Below are 15652 nucleotides of genomic sequence, written 5' to 3'. Positions count from 1 at the left end.
CAGGGTGACAAAGATCGTTATGGTTTTTGTAAAGCTGATTCCAGATCGGCGAGGAAATCGGGTTGGTTGCAGGTGAGGCGTCCGGTGAATTTCCATTCTCCTCCGAGTTGGATCACTTTGATGAGGAAGTGGTTCCAACCCTGGTGGAGTTTGAGTGCATCTGCTTTTGCCTTGCCGTTGTCCAGATCGCCATTGCGAATGTTGTTGATGATCTGTTTTCCATTGAGCCAAACCTGTACTGCATCATCTGCTGCCACTTCCATGTTCACCACCGGAATGTTGGGCTCTATCAGCAGATCGTCCAGAGCGCGCGGGCTCGATACCCAAAAGCTAAGGTAAGCGACGGCATTGTTTTTAGGGCCTTCCATTTTTACTTTGGTAAAATCAACCAGCCCGCTTTCTTCGTGTAAGAGGCTCCAGGGCTTGCCATTAGGATTTGTATTTAGTTTGATAATATCGCCTGTGGCTGGATCGATAAAGTTTTTACCGGCCCCGTCCTGCAGGTTTTCTATCGGCCAGGTTCCTGACAATAATGTGCGTACGATGGTGCCGTTTTTCAGCAAGGGTTTACCTGCATCGCTACCTGTGCCCAACGGTGTGCCCAGGTTGGCCAGTAACATGCGGATCGTTTTCTCTGCTTTAGCGAGACGTGGTGCGGCAGGTAGTGTGGTAACCAATAAACGACCTTTGCCCATTTCTTTTGCTATGAGGACTGCGCCGGCTGGTTTGGCTTCCACTTCGGACCTGAACACCATACCTGTCTTTGCATATTCAGGTTGTTTGTTCCAACGCATCCAGTCTGTTTCATTGGCTCTTAAAAGCACGCGACTTTGTTGAACGAGTGGACCTGTCAGTCCCTGCGTTGTGATCTCTGCCGGACGCAGTTCTGAAAAATACAAATCGGGGGCGGTGATGCCTGTAACAATGCTATCGAGTGGATTCTTAAACTTGATATGGGCTGTAGAAGATTGTGCAAACTTCACCAATGAAGTAGCTGTGCGATCAGTAACCTGTAATGATGCAGGCAGCAGCTGGCTCAATGCGTCTTGTTTATTTTTATCAACTCCCCACACTACCACCGTGCCGCCATTGTTTGTTACTTTTTCTATCAGTGTACGGCTATCGGCTGCGGGTGGATTGGCTCCGTCAATGAAGAGCAGATCAGGAATGCCTTGCAGTTCTTTGGTGAATAAAACACCGGTTTGTTTCAATGATGATGCCAGTGTACCTCCTGTTCCTGCCAGTACCTGTACTTGCTTTACTGGTTGTACTGTCAGGAGTTTTTCTGCTGCCGGTTTCGGCGCCATCCATTTATCTACTACTTTATCTGCTGCCGCATCGCGTATGGCGTCAAACAAAGGCCATGTAGTGTATACAGGGAACGAGGGATCGTAACCTGGGTTGAGGGTTGAGCTGTAAGGTCCCAGTCTTTCGGGCTGCACGCCGGGCTCGCCTTCTTTAAAGTGTGTGAAGTAAACTCCGTCATTGAGTGTCGGGGCTTTGGTGGGATCTTTCATACCGAAGGGCACAGGCGCGAGGCCATACCACACCATGTTGAAAACGCTTTGGTATACGGCTTTCCTTTCTTTCTGTGCTATGAGGGATTGGTATGATGAAGCGGCTACTCCTTCCATGCGACCGAGGAATGATTCATAAGCGCGGTCGCCATTGGTAGCGGCTACCTGTTCTGGTGTACCATAGTATGCATTGCCCGCCTCCCCTACTCCCCATGGTTTACCGCTTTTCTGTGCGCGGTTCATGGCATCGAATCCTCCATAATGGACTACGTATACCGGCAGGTGGCCTTCGCCATCGTCTTCTCCGTCGGCTGATATCCATGGGCGTGAGGGGTCGAGTTTGCGGCAGATGTCGGCCCATACTCCGTAGTATTTGACGAGCGTGTCTTTCATGCCGGACGGGTTGCGCATTACGCCGCGCACAATCGGCATGACCTCATTGGATACGCTCCATCCAAATACGCTGGGGTGGTTGCGATCGCGCAGGATCAGCTCGCCCAGGTGTGTGCGGCTATCCTGCCAATAGGCAGGATCGTTCAGCTTTGGTCCACCATCGCTGGCCCATACGGCTGTTTCGTCTAATACCAGTATGCCCATTTCGTCGGCCACATCGAGGTAGAAGGATGGGTATGGCTGCGCGTGCAAGCGCACTGCATTGAGCTTTGCATCGCGCATAGCCTGATACCAGGCCGCCGCATAGCGGCGGGTCATTTGTGGTATGCCGAGAAAATGCCATGAGTCGCCACGCATGACGATGGACTTTCCGTTGAGTAATACTTCTCCGTTCTGTAGTTTGATCTGGCACCAGCCGAAGCGGGTGTATTTGTTGTCGATGGTTTTTCCGTTGACTGTAGCTTGTACTACGAGTCCATATAAATTAGGATTCCCCAGTGTCCATTGTTTCAGCTGTCCTTTTACTATTGCTGTTAAAGTAATCTTTGTTTCTCCTTTTGCAGGAACTGTAGCCGTGACTGGCTGTGTAGACAAAGCAGGTGTAGCACCTAGCTTGCCTGTTGTGGCCACCCAAGGGAATACTTTGCCGCCGAGTGATATGTTTGCAGTGGTATTGCTGTTGTTGGCTATGGTGATCTCTGCTTCGAGTGTACCGGCATCGACTTTCGGCTGGACGTATACATCTGTGATGTGGACTTGCGGTAATGCCACGAGGTATACGTCCTGCCAGATGCCTGCAATGTGCTGGCCCCAAAATGATCCTGCCTGGTAGGTGCGGCGGCCGTAATCGCTGCGCTTGTCGAACAGAGAAGCCTTGCGCACTCCGATCAACAGTTCGTTTTCTTTACCTACCTCTATGGCATCGGTTACGTCGACATTGAATGGCAGGAAGATGCCAAAATGATGTGCGATGCTCTTTCCATTGACAATGATCTCTGCATCGCCGGCCACTGCTTCGAAGTGTAATTGCATTCTTTGTCCTTTCCAGCTGGCAGGCACTGTGAATGTTTTGCGCAGCCAGCCCATTTTTATGTTTTCCCATGTGGCGGGATAGCTGGGGTATGTGCGGAAGTCACCACCTTGTCCGTTCCTATCGGCAAAGCTGTTGACGTTCCAAGGTGAAGGTATCCGGATGAGTGTTTTTTCCCAGCCTTGTGCATTGGGCGCCGGCAGCACAGGTACTGCGTCAACTCCTTCTCTAAATCCTGCCGGCAAGGCTATCGGCTGGAACTGCCAATGGCCATTGAGACAAATATCCTGACGGTAAGGTTTCTCGGCTTGTTTTACCCAGCTTTCGGTGGGGGCAAATGTTTGTTTGTATTCGGTACGTTGGGCCTGTGTGAGGCATGGTAGCAAAATAGCACTTAGCAATACGTTGTTCCTGATCTTTCTGATGGCACTCATTATTTCCTGTTGTTTTAAAAAGTGGTGAGCCGTTTACTTGCAAAAACGACCCACCTGATTGACACCCATTCAAAAAAAGAGTTTGCAGCTTATCGTCACCTGCAGAGAGCGACAACTCTACAAGCAACACTGCAGAGGATGGCAGGATGCAATTAAAGATGGAAGGCTTAACAGGAGGATTAATAAATGCTTAATTGAGGGAAAGAATTTAGAATTCAGGAAACAACTTGTTCGTAAGCGTACCCGATAGGGCCAAAGGCCCTGGAATAGGGCTGCGAGGCTACAAGCCTCGCAGAGCGAAAACACTTTTACTTCGAAGGGCCAGAGGCCCTACAATACCCTCACTCGCCAGAGGCGAGCGAGTGAATACAGGAGACCATTAGTTTTTATAGGTGATGCTGAAAAAAGAGAAGGCGGCGGGGGCGGTGTTGCTGCCAAAGTGGAGAAGGCCGGGGCGTGGGCTTCTGTCCCAAGGTGGGAGGTGCCTGCCGTCGTAGTAGGATTGGTTTCCTGCTTTGAGTTCGTTCCACTGGTTGCCGTCCTGGCTCCAGAAGAACCGGCATTGGTAACCTGCCTCGACCTGCATGCGCAGGCGGACAGGCTTTTTATTTATTGCTGCTTCTGTCAATATGTTTTTTTGATTCTTCTTTACTTCCCATACCTGTACTTTATCGTTCATCACTGCTATGCCCACCGATTGGTTGGCATCACCGTACAGGGTAAGTCCTTTAAGGGAGGTGTTGTTATTGACGACTTCGGTGTTCAATTCGTAATCTCCAGATACAGGTCGCACTGTGATGGCTGTACCTGTGTGGTTGCTGGTATCGGCGTTGCCTGACAGGTATAATGTTCCTTTAGTAGTTTTTGTTATCGGTGTTGTGTGGCGGAAGTCCCACTGCCAGTAGAGGGGAAGTTTAGCAGTATTGAAATCGTCGCGGATATTGGAGGAAGCTATCTGCGCAACACTACTTACCGGTGCCTGTACTGAAGGGCTTTTGCCGTTTTTAAATTGTGGCCAGCCAATGTATTCATTCCATACCAGCTCATCCAACAATCCCTGACGGCCCGTGTACACATCATCTTTTTTGCTGTAGGCGTGGTAGAGATAGAAGTATTTATTGGCCTCTGTTTGTACAAAGGTTCCATGGCCGGGGCATTTCCATGCTTCGCCTTCGGCAAGGATGGGATTGCTTTCGTAATTGGTATATGGCCCCTGAATGGTGGTAGCTCTCGCTACGCGCACATTGTAACTACAGCCAAGCCCACAGCAGCCTCCGGCTGAATAGAACAGGTAGTAGTGGTTGTTCCATTTCATGAGCACCTGTCCTTCCAGGCCCTGCCGGGCATCATCGCGCAGGAGGCTGAAGTAATCACCTTCTCTTTTCAATCCGTCGGCGGATAGCTTGCAGGCCAGTATTTCGATGGGCCGTTTGTCGAGGCCATAGGCTTTGAAGGTCATGTAGAGCGTGCCATTGTCGTTGAGTATATAAGCGTCAATGGCTTCTTTGCCATGTTCGATGATCACTCCGTGATCGGTGAATCTTTTCAGCGGGTCTTTGGAGGTGGCTACTCCTATGCAGGAAATGTTATCGCTTTTTCTTCTGGCCACGTAGTACACATAGAATGTGTTGTTGTGGTAGAAGAGTTCGGGCGCCCAGAAGGATGAGCCTGTCCAGGCGGGTTTTGTATTGAATATATATCCTACCTGTTTCCAGGTGACCATGTCTTTGGATGTGAATAATGGGAAGTGTGGCGCCCATTCGGATGAAGTGCCAGTGGCATAGTAAGTGTCACCCACTTTGATGATGGAAGGGTCGGCACAGTCGCCGGGGATTACGGGATTGGTGTTACCGGCGGCTTTGGTAATTACGCTTAATATGATGAGGCAAGCAAGCATGGTATGACGCACGAACTTTGTATTCATAGTACTCGCTAAGATAACTGTTTTCGTGGTAAACATTCCATTGGGCTAAAGCCCGAAGGGAGTACCTGTTTTTAACCCGGCCCTAAAGGGCCGGGCAATTCCGTTTGCTTCGATTCACCTCTTTACTTAGTTGTCCACTGAGTGTTGGGTTTATTGCCCATGCGGATCTTTAGTATGCCGCCTTTGATGAGGTCGCTGTGGAGGAGGTAGTTGTTTGTGTATGGTTGTCCATTTAACTCTACGCTTTGGATATAGATATTATCAGCGCTGTTGTTGATGGCTTCTACGGTAAACTTTTTGCCATTGGGCAGGTTGATGGTGGCCTTATCGAACAAAGGACTGCCAAAGATGTATTTGCCAGAGGCCGGGAATACGGGATAGAAGCCCAGTGATGTGAATACGTACCAGGCAGACATTTGTCCACAGTCTTCATTGCCAATGATTCCATCGGGTTGATCGTGGTACATGTCTTTCATGATGTGGCGGACTTTCTCTGCTGTTTTCCAAGGCTGGCCTACCATCGTGTATAAATAAGTGATGTGGTGGCTGGGTTCGTTGCCATGTGCGTACTGTCCAATGAGACCCGTGAGGTCAACCAATGCGTTGGGATCATGTGGCGGCACCAATGTGAAGAAGGTATCTAACCTTTTGATGAATGTTTCGCGACCTCCCAATAGTTTTTCCAATCCTTCTACATCGTGTGGTACCAACCAGAGGTATTGCCAGGCGTTACCTTCTGCATAGTCATCGGCCCAGGGGCGGTAGGACTTAACCGGATCGAAGGTTGGTTTCCAGGCTCCATCGGAAAGGCGGCCTTTGAAGAACTGGTATGCCGGATCGAAGTAAAGCTCGTAGTTTCTGGCCCGCTTTGAAAAGTACTCATAGTCTTCTGTTTTGCCCAGTGCCTTTGCCAACAGGGCTATGCTGCCATCGCTGATGCCATATTCCAACGCACGGGCTACTGAACGGGCAGATCGATCTGCGGGTATGGGTTTCAGGTTCTTCACATACATCATGCCCAGTGAATCGGACATGGCTGTGCCTTTCACTGCTTCGTACATTTTTTCTACATCGTAGCCTCTTATTCCTTTCAGGTATGCTTCGACCACTACCTGTAAGCTGCTAATGCCTACCATCGTGCCCGTCTCATTGCCCATCAAATGCCAGATGGGTAACCTGCCTTGCTGCTGGTAAATGCCCAGCATCGTATTCATCATATCGCTGACGCGATCCGGATGGGTGATGGTGAATAATGGATTTGTAGCGCGGTAGGTATCCCACAATGAGAATACGCTGTAGTTCTGGAACTTTGCGCCGGTATATACTTTTTTATCTGCGCCACGGTAATCTCCATTGTGATCATTGAACAGGGCCGGGTTGATCATCGTGTGGAAGAGTGCGGTGTAGAATATCTTTTTATCTTTTGTGCTCTTCGTTTGAATACTGATGCGTGAAAGTTCCTTGTTCCATTTATTATCTGCTTCTTTTGCTACTTTACTGAAATCCCAATGTGGCACTTCGGCGGTGATATTAGCCAAGGCGTTTTCAGGGCTCACCGGTGAGATGCTGACTTTCAGCTGCAAGGTAGCCGGGGCTTTATCGAAGCTAATTAGTCCTTTGATGGCTTTACCAGTGCCGCTATCGGCCTGCAATGACTGGTTGTTATCGTATACATTGAAGTTGCTGAGTGGTATGGAGGAACGAATGGCAAAGTAAAGCCATTGATCTTTGGCCCAACCTTTGGAGTGTCGACGGCCCAACAGGGTGTAGTCGTCGATCTTCCTGATATAGCTATCAGTGGTTTGATCATTGATGCCTTCTTTGAGGTCGATGATCACGTGTGCTTCTTTACCTACCGGAAAATGGTATTTATGGAAAGCCACCCGCTCCGATGCGGTGAGCTCTACTTTGATGTTGTAATCGGCCAAGGTGACCGCGTAATAACCGGGGCGGACTTTTTCTGTAGCGTGTGTGTAGCGGGAAGCGTAACCACTGCCGGGTTCTTTTTCTCTTCCTTTGTCTGTTTTTATGGGTCCGGTGTAAGGCATGATGAGCACATCGGCCAAATCGCCAATGCCGGTACCATTGAGGTGGGTTTGTGAAAAACCAATAAGAACACTATCGCCATAATTGTATCCTGAGCACCAGTCCCATCCTTTATAGAAGTTGTTTGGGCCGGGTTGTATAGCTCCGAAGGGAACACTGGCGCCTACGAATACGTGGCCGTGGCTGCCGGAGCCGATGAGGGGATCGACGTAGGAGGTCAATGACTGGGCCTGTGTATTGAACGTTGCTATTCCAAGCAGGATGCAAGCGCTGGTACGGATCAATGTTTTTGTGTACGAGAACATATTGTTGATTATGGTGATTGCGGATCGTATACGGCTACTGCCACGCGTGAGTCGGCACAGCCGTAATAGAGAAACCATTTGTTTTTATAATATGCCAGTCCTTCTATGAATACTGTACCGGCAGGATACTGGCCGCTTTTCTCAAAGCTTTCCGAGGGTACCAGAAAGGGCTTATCATCACGCACGATGACCTTGAAGGGATCTTTTGCATCCATCAGTACACGTCCTGCACAATAGCTGTTGGGCGTATAGCTTTTATCGCCATGCTCTTTGTTGTTCTTACCATTGTACAGGAGCAGGATGCCTTTATCAGTCAACAGTGCGGGCGGGCCGCATTCTGTGAGATCGCTGTCGAAATATCCTCGACGCGTTTTAATGACAGATTTTAGCTCTCCTTTTTCATCCAGCACAGGCTCCCAGTTGATCAGGTCTTCTGATGTGGCCATGCTCACTTGGTACTCGCCCCAGTACATGTGGTACTTGCCCTGTATTTTAGCAATGACCAGTTTACCATTTTTCAGCGTGGTAATGATCGATGCTGATTTTGTTGGTATGTTAAAGAACTTTCCTCCGTGGGCTTTTTTAAATGCCGGACCGTGCTTGGTCCAATTTACCAGATCACGGGAGGTGGCTACTCCAATGCGTGGCACTTTTCTATTCCACTGTGTATATAAAATAACATAGGTTCCGTCTTCAGTTACTGCAATACGCGGGTCTTCGCATCCTCCGGGCCACTCCATGTCCTTCTGCGTGTCTTCTGCCGGATATAATACCGGTGCTGGCTGCCGGGTAAAATTCAACCCATCTTTGCTTGCTGCCAGTCCAATGCGCGAAGTACGGAAGCCAATGCCAATGCCGTATTTGTCTTCCGCCCGGTATAAAACATAGAGTGTTCCATCTTTTGCTATTGCCGCCGGATTGAAGGTGTCGTTCGACTCCCAATCTACCTGCTTCTTATTCATCGGGCAATAGAAGCGGCTGTTGCTATCGGGTGCGATGACCGGATTGACATTGGCCGGGCGGACAAAAGTGCCCAGTGGCCATGGGTTGTTGTTTGTTGCCTGTGCACAGGCTGATATTGTTACTCCTGTCAGTAGGAGTTGTACGAGTGTTTTTCTTATGGCGTACATACAATCGGGTTTTAACCCGAATTTACTTTTTTGTCAGCAGAGTTCCTTCGGGATCTCTCCTTTGGGAGGCTGAGAAAAATTGGGCTAAAGCCCAAAGGGACTTTGTTTTTTTAACCCCGGCCCTAAAGGGCCGGGCAATTCCGTTTGCTTCGATATGCCTTTACATCGATATACCTTTACTTCGATATGCCTTTGCTTCGATATGCCTTTACTTAGATACACCTTTGCTTCGATAGCAGATTTCTCACTACGCTATCGCTCCGTTCGAAATGACAAAGAAGTGTGTTGTTACTTCTTTACCGGTGGCGGCACTGCTGTTTGCAGGGGCTGTTGCTTCCGTAGCATGCGGCCAGCCTGGCCGGTGAGGTACAGGTAGTAGTCTTCCGGGATGTCTTCTTCGAAGGTCACGAAGCGACTTTTACCTGTGGGTGGATTTTTGGATACTTTAAAGATGGCTGTCCCTTCATCTACTTCATCGAACATAGCGATGTAGAGCATAGGCACGTTTTCCTGCAGGGCTGCAACGATCTGCTTCCAGAAGAAATTACCGCGGTTGCGTGGTATCTGGTTCTGCGGACTGTTGGGGTACATGTTGTGCCAGGTGAAACCGGGATAGATGACCGGTACAAAATCTACTTTATTGGCTGTGCACCATTCCATATCTCCTTTGACACGGGCCTGCATCTGATCGAGGTTCTTTTCGGTGAACCGGCCAACGAACCAGGGCTGTACTATGTCTACCTGCCTCAATACCTTGTGCAGGTTGCTATCGCTATCCGCATCTCCCTGTAATTCGCGCCAGCGCGTGGGAACACCTAACATCACAGCGCATCCTCCATATACCGGATCGTTCTTCAGGAAATCGATCACCGGCTGTACATCGGCCAATTTGTATTCACGTCCTGCAAAGCCCACTCCCCATAGGGTAACCAGTGGCTTGCCATTGTGGTAGATGTATGGCTGTTTCTTTCCGCCGGTAGTCATGTTCATTTTATCTACCAATGCTTTCCAGTCTTCTATTATTACTTTCACTCCATCACCGGGTTTCATACCGCTGAGGTCGTACATAACGCCAATAGCGCGGTCGTATTTACGGGCCGACTTCAGGGCGTTGGCCAACACCACATTATTGTGGTTGAGGCTACGCGGGTTCTTCAGGTTGCTTATAAAGCGTTGTACAAACACGCCGTCGAGCCCGTATTGTTTCATCCATTTGAAATGGAGATCAACCGTGGAGGCGTCGTAAGAACTGAAGAGTTTGGCCGGGCTTCCATCGGGCAGGGTGAATGGCGATTCGTAAGTAATCTTGTATTCACGGGTATCGGGCCACATATCGAACTTGCAGTTGCCGTCCTCGAATTTATTTCTGGCTACATAGTGGTTCCAGCCACGGTTGGCACTATCTCCCGGGGCGTTGAACCATCCCTGGTAGCCAGCCATGACCAGCCCTTTGTAGCTGGTGTGGGCGGAGGTTGGGCTGTGTTTCTGCGCGAAGGCAGTGGTGATGGTGAATAAGAGTATGGTTAAAAGATAGCGATACATATTTTTTGTGTTACAAGTTTCAGGTTGCAGGGTATGGGTTGTTGTTCACGGTTACTGTTCGCGGCTCCAAGCCGGAGGCTTGGAAATAGGCGTCACCAGCCAGAGGCTGGCGACTGTTGAATTTTAAAAGCCGTGGCTTTGTTGTGGGGCGGTGCCCCAGGTTTTATTGGGTTTTGGGCCCATTTCCAGTTCCAGTTTGCCGCCGGCCATGAGTTGGGCGTGGGTGAACCAAGGTGTATTTAATGGCTTGCCGTCCAGCTTTGCGCTCTGGATATATTTGTTGACTACAGATGCTTTGTTTGCTATGACTGTGAATTTCTTACCGTCTTTCAGGTTGATGGTTGTTTTTTCGAAGAGGGGGCTGCCGATTGTATATAACGGTACGCCAGGTGTCACCGGGTAAAAGCCCATCGCCGAGAATACTACAAAGGCTGTCATGCCTCCACCGTCTTCATCGCCGGGTATACCAAAGATGTTATCCTTGAACCAGGTGTCGAGCAGGAAGCGTATGCGCTTCTGTGTTTTCCAAGGTGCGCTTGTAAAGTTGTACAGGTAAGGAATGTGAAAGCTTGGTTCGTTGCCCATGGAATATTGTCCTACGTTGCCCGTGGCATCGGGGAAGCTGTTCCAGAATACATATCTGCTTAATCCCAATCCTTCACGAAACAGCTGGTCGAGTTTTTGCTCGAAGGCGTCAGTGCCTCCCAATAATTTCTTCAATCCTTCCACATCATGCTGTACCTGCCAGAGATAGGTCCAGCCGTTGTTTTCATCGTAGTAATCGCGTCCTCCTTTGCCTCCATCCAATTTTGGATTGATGTTGACCCAGTTACCTGCCGCATCTTTTGGCATGAAGAGTTGTTCTTTTTCGCTCCACAGGTTTTTGTAGTTGTAGCCGCGGGCGTTGAAAAACTTATAGTCTTCCTGTTTGCCCAACTCTTTTGCCAACTCTCCTACTGCCCAGTCGTCATAAGCTCCGCCCAGTGTAACGGCTACTGCCTGGCGCTTTTCAAATGGATGTACAATGGATACGGTTTCTTTCTCTCCCGGATGTAATGCGGGGAAATAACCTTTCGTGTGATAGATATCGTCCAATTCACACTTGGGGCCATTGCGCCAGGGCACCATTGTGGCTTCGTTGGCATTTTTCTTCATGCCTTCGTATGCTTTCCGGATATCGAAGTTTTTCAATCCTTTGCGGTGTGCATCGAGGAAGGTAACGGACGAATGGAATCCGTTCATGCAGGCATGATCTCCAAAGAGTACGGGAAAGGTAGGCATCCAACCGCTTTGTTCGTACATCTTTACATAGGAGTTGAGCATGTCTTCTTCCTGCGCAGGATTCAGTATCGTTCTCAATGGATGATGAGCGAGGTAGGTGTCCCATGACCAATCATCTACGTAAAACGGGCGTTTGGTATCGTGAATCTTTTTATCAAATCCACTATAATATTGGTTGTCTTCTGTGATGTCGACCATTCTTTCGTAGCAGCGGTAGAGTGCGGAGTAGAATGTACGTTTCTGTGCCGGGGTGCCGCCTTCTACCTGTATCTGGTTGATGACACCTGCCCATGCTTTTTCTCCGTTGGCTTTTAACTGCTCAAAGGTGGTGTTGGTCAACTCTTGCTGAAAGTTCTTCTTTGCTTGTTCGGGGCTGATGTAGGATATGGCGTACCTGAATTCTATTTTGCCGGTAGTGCTTACCGGAAAGCTGATCATGGTTTTGGGTGATGTGCCTCCACTGGTTTGTACTGCACCAAGCTGGTTGTTTGTAACCACCTGCACAGAACCATTTGCGCTCAGCATTCCGTAGAGATATATCTTAATATCATCATGGTAGGTTTCCATGGCTTCTACTTCGCGACCGCCTGTCAATTTCCAACCTCCTGCGCCTTTGTTGTAAATATCCAGCAGCAGGGCTTTTTGTGCAGCGTTACGCGGGAACTCAAACCGGAAGATGCCCGTCTTTTTGCCGGGTGCAAATTCCACCGTGATGTCCTCATCTATGAGGAAGGTGGAATAGTACCATGGGCGTGTGACCTCCAGGTCATGGTCATAAGTTAGTTCCTGTTTCCAGCTATCTACTGTGACCTGCTTACTAAACGGCTTCATGGAGAATGCTTCGCCGAGTCGATGTGATACCACCAGCATGGGAAAGCTGCTGATCTGATCGTCCATGTAATCGGGGCGAATGGGAAACATGCGCATTACCTGGTTGGGTAATTGTACCGTGGGCCTTGTGGGCTGCAACAGTGTGCCCACATTGCCGATGGTAGGATCGATGTAATCAAGTGCAGTGACCTGTGCCTGGATACGAACGACGGAAAGGGTAAGGTACAGGGCTGTGATTAAGGCGCAGCGCCTTGCTGATGGTATCATCCGGGTACGTGTATTTATTTTTTGAATTGTGATTTAGTGAGCTCCAGGTATTTTTTACCGTAGCTGAGTGCAGGTTCCAACTGCAGGTCTTCATCCCATTTGTTCCAGGAATCGATGAGGATAAGACGGGTTGTTTCGCTGGCGTTCATCTTAGCTACGTTACAAAGTTTCTTGTACATCTCTCCGTTATCGGCTCTGCCTACTATCGGGTTCGTATTAGCCGGATTGGTGATGGTGCCATTGTATGCCGGGCTGATGGTTGGGATGTAATCGACATTGGCCGAGTCCTTGAAATACTTGCGTGAATACTGCCAGTTTTGATCCATCATTTGTGGCAAGAGGTAGAATCTGTCGTACTGGTTGAGGTTGGATACGTATGACTGATGGAAGATAGCATCTACTCCTCCTTTGTATCGGAAGATGTAGCGTGCCGGTGGCGTCCAACGGTCTTGCATGCCTCCTATGTACAGTTCAAAGCCCATTGCGCTAAGGCGTGTACGCAGTGTATTGTACACCACTTTTGCATCAATAGTAAAGAGCTGGTGTGCGTTCATGATGTACAGGAGTGTTTTGCCATTTACTTTCATGTAGTTGGCATTCTGGAACCAGGAAGCGAATTTTTCGATGTCTTTGCACCACTGGTCGAGGCGCACTGCACTCGTGTCGAGCATATTGGTAGCGCTGAGGCTATAGCTGCCTGTAGAGAAGTTGTAGGCTACTGCAAACTTCATCTTGTTGTCTGTATTGGCATCAATGAAACGTTTTACCATCAGGGAGTCGAACCGGAAGTTATTTAGGTCCCTGCTGACGGAACGTACCTGGAATACGAAGTAATCCAATCCTCCTGTGCTGGCCGTATCGATGTGTTTTTTCATGATATCGACCGGAATGTTGCCATTGGGTGATTGGTACTTGCCTACTGTGGGTACTTCTTTGATGTTGGCATTGAAAGTGCCCCAGGAATAATAGAAGGCGCCTACCGTGTAATCGCTCGTGACGGGTATTTCTTTGATCTCATAGTTTAGGAAATAATCGTCTACTGAAGGGCCATCGTTTTTCTTACAGGCGAATAAACAGGTGGCTGCTATTATGAGTGTGTATATCGTGTGTTTGTTCGTTTTCATACAACAAGCTTGAATCAGGGTTTGAAAGTTGAGATGAGGGTATAGGTAACTCCTGCAGCAGTAAGATCCTGCACGTAGTCTCCATACCATTTTTGCATGTAGCGTGTGCTATAGGCAACGGGTACTGCATTCCAATCTTTGGAGGTGTGTTGTTTTGCAAACCTGAGTGGAATGAGCGGGTTTACGTCGTTCTGCAATCCTCCGAGTTTCACCAATCCCTGCTGGTAACCAGCCGGATTGAGGTTGATCACTGACGTAGGATAGCTGGCGCGCATGGGTATTTCCAACCAAGGTGTGGCTACTACCCCACTGCCGGGATTGGTGTGTGGTGAGAAATCGAACGTACGGGTGCGACGTTGAATGCACCATACATCAAAGGCCTGATCGGGAAAATAGTTGAGCCATTGCTGTGTGTATATTTTAGCGAGGGGATCAGCAGGAATATCGGCGCGCACGATGCTTACGTAATCGGTAAAGCCTACTCCCACGGTACCCCATTTCACACCATCTCTTGCTTTATAGGCATCGCGTGCAGTGTTGCTTATTTTCCAGTAAGCGAAGTTGGCATCTATGCCTTCGTTGTAATATTGTTCGGCTGTTTTAGAACCGCCGAAACCTTTTGCTGCGGCTTCTGCTTTGAGTAATTGTGATTCGGCATAGGACAGGATGATGAAGGGTCTGTCGGGCGCCAATAAGCCTGTGGCGGGATCAATGGCCTGGTTGTTGGGTCCCCAGCCATATCCTTTCATGCGCGAGTATGTGGTGAGCTTCACGTTTTGTCCGAGGGGATCAATAAGACCGTTGAGGGCTGACCATCCCGGTAGTTTTGCAGGTGATTTGACTCTTCCAAAGTGAGGTATTCTGTAATCTACCACGCGCAGTGAATCATCGTTCCTGCTGGGCATGGTATCTCTCAGCAAATACCTGTCGGCTGCATTGGCGGTGGGCACGGAATCAAAATAGGCATCGATGCGTGGATCTTTATATGACCTGAAGTGTACAAAGAGGTAATCGTTCATGCTCGGCGGATCGAGTGTATAGGAGCCACGTTTGAAGCGTTGGTATTGGGGGTTCTCATTACCGATCACGTTTTCATAGAGCATTTTAGTGGTTTCACTTTCGGCAATGATGGTATTGGCCTCATTGCTCATGACATCACGAATGTGCTCTTCCGATACCTGGGGCAGGTTGATGGTGCAACGCAATGCTATTTTCAAGCGTAAGGTGTTGGCAAATTTCCTCCAGTTAATCAGTGAGGTAGCTGTTGCTCCATAGATCGCATCGTATACAAGTCTGTCCTGTGTTCGTGCGACATCCATTTTGGCAGCCGCATCTTTGAGTGTATTGAGTATATAGATGTATACTGAATCTTCATCGTCGAACTTAACGGAAGCGAGGTGATCACGGTTGTTGGCCTCGCTGCAAGGCATAGGCCCGAATGTGGCCACGAGTATGGAATAGGTGTAAGCCTCCCAAATACGGGCTATCTGTACCCGGTTGTTAAAGTCGGGCTGGCTGCCATAGATGAGTTTTACCTGATTAATAGGTTCGAGCACATTGACGTACATGTTTTGCCATAGTCCTCTTTCTTCACTGCCGTAACGGCTACCTGAATTAATAAGGTTGGCCATATCCCAATAGGCGTTGTAATTGCCGTTGCACATGAAATCATTGAGTCGTTTAAATGTACCCTGGAGAGCAGCTTCGGGCGTAACCTCCGTAAACTGTGTGGGGTCTACGTTCATCTCCACAAAGTTCTTCGCACAGGAGTTGGAGAGTACGGTTGTTATGACAAGTGTTATCGCTATGATGTAATTTCTCATTGTTG

The 15652-nt window shown here is 48.9% G+C and carries 8 protein-coding genes; all 8 read right to left on the bottom strand.

Going from position 1 to position 15652, the window contains the following annotated elements; genetic code table 11:
- Positions 1–17: 17 nt before the first annotated feature.
- The 8 genes from AC5JBY_RS11290 to AC5JBY_RS11255 all read right to left on the bottom strand — a co-directional run bounded on the left by AC5JBY_RS11290 (position 18) and on the right by AC5JBY_RS11255 (position 15647).
- Positions 18–3374: a glycoside hydrolase family 2 protein gene (locus tag AC5JBY_RS11290; protein WP_495904691.1), complete on the bottom strand. Its 3357-nt coding sequence runs from the start codon at positions 3372–3374 to the stop codon at positions 18–20.
- A 379-nt stretch (positions 3375–3753) separates the two neighbouring features.
- Positions 3754–5298 (bottom strand): family 43 glycosylhydrolase, encoded by a 1545-nt coding sequence (locus AC5JBY_RS11285; protein ID WP_495904690.1) that lies wholly within the window; start codon positions 5296–5298, stop codon positions 3754–3756.
- 122 nt (positions 5299–5420) lie between these two features.
- On the bottom strand, positions 5421–7649 hold the full coding sequence (locus AC5JBY_RS11280; protein WP_495904689.1) for a GH92 family glycosyl hydrolase: 2229 nt from the start codon (positions 7647–7649) through the stop codon (positions 5421–5423).
- An 8-nt stretch (positions 7650–7657) separates the two neighbouring features.
- On the bottom strand, positions 7658–8779 hold the full coding sequence (locus AC5JBY_RS11275; protein ID WP_495904688.1) for a beta-1,2-mannosidase: 1122 nt from the start codon (positions 8777–8779) through the stop codon (positions 7658–7660).
- A 288-nt stretch (positions 8780–9067) separates the two neighbouring features.
- Positions 9068–10321, bottom strand: a complete 1254-nt coding sequence (locus AC5JBY_RS11270; protein WP_495904687.1) for a glycoside hydrolase family 99 protein — start codon at positions 10319–10321, stop codon at positions 9068–9070.
- 123 nt (positions 10322–10444) lie between these two features.
- Positions 10445–12700 (bottom strand): GH92 family glycosyl hydrolase, encoded by a 2256-nt coding sequence (locus AC5JBY_RS11265; protein ID WP_495904686.1) that lies wholly within the window; start codon positions 12698–12700, stop codon positions 10445–10447.
- A 14-nt stretch (positions 12701–12714) separates the two neighbouring features.
- Positions 12715–13824 (bottom strand): glycoside hydrolase family 99-like domain-containing protein, encoded by a 1110-nt coding sequence (locus tag AC5JBY_RS11260; protein WP_495904685.1) that lies wholly within the window; start codon positions 13822–13824, stop codon positions 12715–12717.
- Positions 13825–13838: 14 nt separating this feature from the next.
- Complete coding sequence (locus tag AC5JBY_RS11255) at positions 13839–15647, bottom strand: SusD/RagB family nutrient-binding outer membrane lipoprotein (protein ID WP_495904684.1); 1809 nt, start codon at positions 15645–15647, stop codon at positions 13839–13841.
- Positions 15648–15652 lie beyond the last annotated feature (5 nt).

It is taken from the genome of Paraflavitalea sp., assembly GCF_059502485.1.
This window is presented reverse-complemented; position numbering and strand designations above follow the sequence as displayed.

Excerpts from the sequence above, each read along its gene's own strand:
- AC5JBY_RS11290 (WP_495904691.1), bottom strand. The coding sequence starts at position 3,374 with ATGAGTGCCATCAGAAAGATCAGGAACAACGTATTGCTAAGTGCTATT.
- AC5JBY_RS11285 (WP_495904690.1), bottom strand. The coding sequence starts at position 5,298 with ATGAATACAAAGTTCGTGCGTCATACCATGCTTGCTTGCCTCATCATA.
- AC5JBY_RS11280 (WP_495904689.1), bottom strand. The coding sequence starts at position 7,649 with ATGTTCTCGTACACAAAAACATTGATCCGTACCAGCGCTTGCATCCTG.
- AC5JBY_RS11275 (WP_495904688.1), bottom strand. The coding sequence starts at position 8,779 with ATGTACGCCATAAGAAAAACACTCGTACAACTCCTACTGACAGGAGTA.
- AC5JBY_RS11270 (WP_495904687.1), bottom strand. The coding sequence starts at position 10,321 with ATGTATCGCTATCTTTTAACCATACTCTTATTCACCATCACCACTGCC.
- AC5JBY_RS11265 (WP_495904686.1), bottom strand. The coding sequence starts at position 12,700 with ATGATACCATCAGCAAGGCGCTGCGCCTTAATCACAGCCCTGTACCTT.
- AC5JBY_RS11260 (WP_495904685.1), bottom strand. The coding sequence starts at position 13,824 with ATGAAAACGAACAAACACACGATATACACACTCATAATAGCAGCCACC.
- AC5JBY_RS11255 (WP_495904684.1), bottom strand. The coding sequence starts at position 15,647 with ATGAGAAATTACATCATAGCGATAACACTTGTCATAACAACCGTACTC.